General features: G+C 64.2%; 7 protein-coding genes. 6 read left to right on the forward strand and 1 reads right to left on the reverse strand.

Going from position 1 to position 5,882, the window contains the following annotated elements:
• The coding region (locus tag RH90_RS24465) for a hypothetical protein (protein ID WP_232280448.1) at positions 1-353 on the reverse strand (353 nt) is incomplete at its 3' end.
• Here RH90_RS24465 and RH90_RS20060 point away from each other — a divergent pair.
• The 6 genes from RH90_RS20060 to RH90_RS20085 all read left to right on the forward strand — a co-directional run bounded on the left by RH90_RS20060 (position 352) and on the right by RH90_RS20085 (position 5,211).
• Positions 352-1,257, forward strand: a complete 906-nt coding sequence (locus RH90_RS20060) for a LysR family transcriptional regulator (RefSeq protein WP_010188510.1) — start codon at positions 352-354, stop codon at positions 1,255-1,257. The genes RH90_RS24465 and RH90_RS20060 overlap by 2 nt on opposite strands.
• A gap of 76 nt (positions 1,258-1,333) precedes the next feature.
• Positions 1,334-1,948 (forward strand): DUF427 domain-containing protein, encoded by a 615-nt coding sequence (locus tag RH90_RS22285; RefSeq protein ID WP_010188511.1) that lies wholly within the window; start codon positions 1,334-1,336, stop codon positions 1,946-1,948.
• Between the two features lie 209 nt (positions 1,949-2,157).
• A complete protein-coding gene (locus tag RH90_RS20070) occupies positions 2,158-2,709 on the forward strand; it encodes a carboxymuconolactone decarboxylase family protein (protein ID WP_010188519.1) in 552 nt (183 codons plus the stop codon).
• Positions 2,710-2,821: 112 nt separating this feature from the next.
• A complete protein-coding gene (locus tag RH90_RS20075; protein ID WP_010188520.1) occupies positions 2,822-3,682 on the forward strand; it encodes an alpha/beta fold hydrolase in 861 nt (286 codons plus the stop codon).
• Positions 3,683-3,754: 72 nt separating this feature from the next.
• Positions 3,755-4,228, forward strand: a complete 474-nt coding sequence (locus RH90_RS20080) for a nuclear transport factor 2 family protein (protein WP_010188521.1) — start codon at positions 3,755-3,757, stop codon at positions 4,226-4,228.
• A 23-nt stretch (positions 4,229-4,251) separates the two neighbouring features.
• Entirely contained in the window at positions 4,252-5,211 is a 960-nt protein-coding gene (locus RH90_RS20085) for an alpha/beta fold hydrolase (RefSeq protein ID WP_010188523.1), read from the forward strand.
• The last annotated feature ends 671 nt before the right edge of the window (positions 5,212-5,882 follow it).

Consider the following 5,882-nt stretch of genomic DNA (forward strand, 5'->3'; position numbering starts at 1 on the left):
TTCCGGCCGACGAACTTGACGGCTTCGTCAGCCGCATCGCCGCCAACATCGCGGCGCTGCCGGATGGCATCATCACTGCCGCGAAGCGGGCCGTGCCGCATGCCGCTCCCGGCGACGGCTTCACGCGCGAGAGCGAAGGCTGGATGAGACATGTTTTTCAGCCGACAATCGGCCAGCTCATCGCGAACCAGCTTAAGGCGGGTGCGCAAACGCGCGACGGCGAGCGCGACCTCGAAAGCTTGCGGCGAGGCGTGATCGCACGCTCCGCCTGAACCAAAGGTAGGATCTTCCGTTCGGGCGAGGTATCCGTTACTTTCGGCAGTCTTGCTTTCACCAAATGGAAGGGTCGCCATGGACCGGTTCGACGCGATCCGTACGCTCATCGCCGCAGTCGACGGCGGCAGCCTGTCTGCGGCGTCGCGCACCCTCGGCATGCCGCTGCCGACCGTCAGCCGGAAGGTATCTGAGCTGGAGGCGCATCTCGGCACGCAGATGGTCGTCCGTACCAGCCGCAAACTGATGTTGACCGATTCCGGCACCGCTTTCATTCAGGCGAGTCGCCGGATTTTGAACGACCTTGACGAAGCCGAACGCGCCGCATCCGGCGAGTACCAAGCGCCACGCGGCGAACTGCTGATCACGGCGCCGATCATGTTTGGCAAGTTGCACATTTTGCCCGTCGTGCTGGACTTCTTGAGGGCCTACCCCGACGTGAACGTACGGCTCGTTCTGGCAGACACCGTCGTGGATCTGGTCGACAACCACGTCGATGTCGCCGCGCGACTGGGGCGACTTCCCGACAGCGGTCTGGTCGCGATACGGCTCGGCGAGGTGCGGTGGATCACCTGCGCCAGTCCCGACTATCTGGCGCGTCGGGGAACGCCGGCAACGCCCGCCGATCTAGCCGATCACGACTGTCTCGCCTTCGAGGGGCTCCAGACTTCGCGCAGTTGGTCGTTCGCTTCTGCCCGCGGTAACGAAACGATTGGCATCCGCCCACGCCTCGGGGTCAACACCGCCGACGCTCTGATTGAAGCTGCGGGAGACGGCCTGGGCATTGCCCGGATGACGTCATACCAGGCTGCCGCGGCTCTGCGCGAAGGCAGGCTGATGAGGCTACTGGATGAATACGAACCGGAGACGATCCCGGTGCACCTCATCCACACCGGTCCGCCCCTGCTTCCACTGAAGCTGAGGGCGTTCCTCGATTTTGCCGGTCCGCGCGTCAGAGCGGCGCTGGCGGCCCTTCCGGCGTGAGTTGCGCGTCATCAGTGACGGAGGCATCGAATGTTCACGGCGGTCTGGACCGGGTCCGAGCTTGCTCGCGGGACGGATGTCATCGAGGTCGAGGGTCGGGCTCTACTTCCGTGCCGAGGATATTCGCCAAGAGCATCTGAATTCCGCCCCTGATCGCAGGGTCTGCGAGTGGAAGGGCGGCGAGGCCGAATATTTCGACCTCGTCGTTATGGACAGGGTCAACCGGGCCGCCGCGTGGCGCTACCCGCAACTCGGCGAGAACGCTCGCGCCCTGGTCGGTCGAATGGCGTTCTGGAAGGACGTTGCCGTCGCTTGGGACGGCCCGGGTCCAGCGCTGATACCCCCGGTGCTCGAAGCCCGGATGCCGAACGTCGCGAAAGCCCTGGGAGCGACAGATGTGCTCTGGCGACCGTCGCTCCCAGGATTGATGGAAGACCGCCTGATGGCGGGATCTTCTGGATACCTGATTCCTTCCCTCCGTGTGCTAGTCGACGTCTTGGCTACACCGCCCGAAGACGAGCGCGTGGCCCGCATGGCCGAGGCGCGCACACGCGGCGAAGTCGTCAACGTGTGGAACCGTGCGCATCCCGATGCGCGATACGGCTTCATCGCCGTGTGGGACTCTGCGACCCCGGATCCGACGGTGGTCGGGCAGCTTCGAGCCGGTGCAGTGCTGCTCGATCTGACTTAACGGTCAGATCAAATGTCTGCGCCTCCCACCTTGGAAGACGGTGCGTCTCGATCACCCGCACCAAGATCAGCCTAGTTTTCATGCTTGCCGGTGGCCTTCCGATTTTCGAAAGGGAGGCTCCCTGTTTGACCGACTGCCGCACGCGGGCGGAAGTTGCGAGATAGGGCGTGTCAGCCCGCTCAGGGCGACTCACGGACCAGGAGATCGCCATGTCGCGCCTAGCCACTCCCGCCACCATCGATGGCGCCCCCGCTGCCTCGCAGCACATGCTGGAGGCTGTGGAGAAACAGCTGGGCGTCGTGCCAAACATGTTCCGGCTCGTCGCCAACAGCCCCGCCGCGCTGGAGGGTTATCTTGCGCTGTCGGGCGCCCTGGCTAAGGGGTCCATCCCTGCGGCAACGGGCGAGCGGATCGCCCTGGCCGTCGCCGAGATCAACGGCTGCGACTACTGCCTGTCGGCACACACATACCTTGGCAAGCACGTCGCCAAGCTCGATGACGCGGAGATCACCGCCAATCGTTCGGGCGCGTCCAACGACCTCAAGGCCGACGCCGCGGTGCGCTTCGCCGCCAAGGTCGCCCGCGAGCGCGGTCATGTTGCCGAGGCGGACGTCACGGCGCTCAAAGCGGCCGGCTACGACGACGCGCAGGTCATCGAGATCGTCCAGCACGTCGCTCTCAACACCTGGACCAACTACCTCAACGAGGTCGCCAAGACCGACATCGACTTCCCCGCTGTGTCTAGCCGCAAAGCCGCCTGAGACCCGCTGGCGTCGCCGTGTCGCGACGCCACAACCCCTTCGTCGACCTCGCCGGGCGACCGCGGCCAGTCGCGTCAAATGGCTTCAGCACTTAATCAATGAGGAACCCACGATGACCATGCCAACACAACACAAATATGCGACGGTCAATGGCCGCAAGGTCTTCTACCGCGAGGCGGGCGACCCCTCTGCCCCGACCATCCTGCTGCTGCACGGCCTGCCCACCAGCAGCCAGATGTTCCGCGACCTGATCGTCGACCTCGCCGACCGCTTCCACCTCATCGCACCCGACTATATCGGCTTCGGTCACTCCGACGCGCCGTCGAACACCGAGTTCAAATACACCTTCGACAATCTGACGGCCCACGTCACCGGGCTGATCGACGTCCTCGGGCTGAAGTCGTACATCCTCTACATGCAGGACTATGGCGGCCCGGTGGGCTTCCGCATCTTCGCGGAGCGACCCAGCGCGGTGACGGGCTTCGTCATCCAGAACGCCAACGCCTACATGGAGGGCTTCGGCGAACCTCCGAAGGAGGCGCTCGGCCCATTGTGGGAGGCGCGCACGCCCGAGACCGAAAAGCCCGCGCGGGCGTTTGTGAGCCTGGAAAGCACCATGCACCACTGGCTGGTCGGTGCTCGGGACGAGGCCAACATCAACCCGGACAACTGGGTGCTCGATCAGGCATTGCTAGACCGTCCCGGCGTGCAGGACTTTCAGGTCGACCTCCTCGAGGACTACAAGAACAACGCTGCAAAGTACGATGCGTGGCATTCGGCGTTTCGCCAGGGCAAGCCCAAGACGTTGATCATCTGGGGCAAGCACGACCCCTTCTTCATCGAAGCGGGCGCGCGAGCCTTTCTAACGGACCTCCCAGACGCAAAGCTTGTCTGGCTCGATGCCGGCCACTTCGTGCTCGACGAGAACCACACGCAGGTCGCCGACGAAATCAAGGCGGTGTTCGCGGCCTGATAGTGCCTGTTGCCGCCGGGGTACCGTGAAGACGGCGTTCCGGCGGCGACGTCCCGACCTAGGAGTCCAGTGATGACAGACGAGGCCCGCCCGCCGCTGCCGCCCTTCACGACGGAGACCGCCGCGCAGAAAGCTCGCGCCGCTGAAAATGCGTGGAACAGCCGCGATCCCGCCAAGGTGTCGCTCGCCTACACCCCCGACAGTCGGTGGCGTAATCGCACCGACTTCCTGCAAGGTCGTGACCAGATACGTACCTTCCTCGGGCGCAAGTGGGCGAAGGAGCTTGATTACCGGCTGATCAAGGAAGTCTGGGACTTCCGTGAAAATCGCATCGCGGTGCGCTTCGCGTATGAGCACCACGATATCGAGGGGCGCTGGTTCCGGTCCTACGGAAACGAACTGTGGGAATTCGACGCCCACGGCCTGATGGCGCGTCGCGTCGCCAGCATCAACGACCTGCCCATCGCCGAAGTCGACAGGTTGTTTCACTGGCCATCGGGCGCACGCCCACTCGACCACCCCGGCCTGAGCGAACTCGACCTCTGATCCGACGTATCGGGAGACCCGTCATGAAGAAAGCTTTGCTAGCAACTGGGGCGGCGCTCGCCCTAACTGCAGGTGCCGCGACGGCCCAGACGTCGCCGTCGACTTCGGCGACCACCACCTTCCACACCGTCACGGTCGACGGCGTGAAGGTTTTTTACCGCGAGGCCGGGCCGAAGGACGCGCCCGCCATCCTGCTGCTCCACGGCTACCCGTCGTCGTCGGCCATGTTCGCCACGTTGATCCCGCTGCTGGCCGATCGGTATCATCTGGTCGCACCCGATTATCCCGGGTTCGGCCTGAGCGACGCGCCGCCGCCCTCCCAGTTCTCCTATACTTTCGAGCATCTAACCAAGGTGGTGGACGAATTCACCCAGACGCTCGGGCTGAAGCGATACGTGCTCTATGAGCAGGACTATGGCGGCCCGATCGGCATGCGCCTGACCCTGGCCCATCCGGAGCGCGTGCGCGCCATCATCGTGCAGAACGCGGTGGCCCACGAGGACGGACTGGGCCCGGCGTGGGCGCCGCGGCGCGCCTTCTGGAAGGACCGAGCGGCGTACGAGGATCAGGTGATCGGCCCCTTCGTCTCGCTGGCGGGGACGCGGATGCGCCACCTCGGCTCCAGCCCAACCCTTGACCGCTATGATCCGAACGCCTGGCTGGCGGAATATGCCCACCTTTCGCAGCCCGGGCAACGCCAGATCCAGTCGGACCTATTCTACGACTACCAAAGCAACGTCGCCGCCTATCCGGCGTGGGACGCCTGGCTGCGCGAGCACCGGACGCCGCTGCTGGTGGTATGGGGCCGCTTCGATCCCTCGTTCGACGTAGCCGAGGCGCAGGCCTACCGTCGCGACGTGCCCGACGCCGAGGTCCACGTGCTCGACGCCGGCCATTTCGCGCTCGACGAAAAGGTCGACGAGATCGCCGGACTCATCCGCAGCTTTTTGGCCCGAACCTCAGACAGAACATCGAAACAGTGACCAGTGAATGCGCGTCCAACGGCGTGCAGCCAGATTCGGAGGCGAAGCCACGGACGCCAGCACAGGCGTTCCGGAGACCGAAGCGTGAAACACGACACGATGCCGTCGCCCGCAACTGGTTCAAACGCACCGCCCGCGGCAGCGTCGATCGGCCTTGGCTTTCCCAAGCTTTAGGTCGCGAGCGAGCTTGGCGAGAAGAGTGCGGCTACATCTGGTCGCGTCCATGATTTCGCGGCATGACCGGCTGTCGTGCAGCATGGTAGCGATGGCGATATTCCGGGCCTTGTTCTCCGAAAGCCCCTTGTAGGGCTCTGTTGCAAAATTGGCGTGATGCCGATCTGGCGGCTTTGGGCTGGAGGCGGAGCGGACGTGAACGATTTCAAATGCGCCATTTTAGGGGTGAGATCATTCTCTGGGGCGTTCGCTGATATTGCAAATACAGCATCAGCTACCGGATTGGAGCCGCTCTCGACAAGACCGCCTCGTCGCACCCGCGGACGCGAACGACGAGAGAAACTTACCGTGCCGTCACCAATGGTGCCGCCCACGCTCGAACCACTGCAGGATGCGGCCGTTCACATTCAACTCAGTCGGCTGCGAACCGCTTTGCCAGTCTGGCGCTGGAGCCGCTCTTGGCGGCGAGCTTGGCACCGTAGCGCATTACAGTATTC

It is taken from the genome of Sphingomonas sp. PAMC 26605, from assembly GCF_000241485.1.
Classification (GTDB): domain Bacteria; phylum Pseudomonadota; class Alphaproteobacteria; order Sphingomonadales; family Sphingomonadaceae; genus Sphingomonas.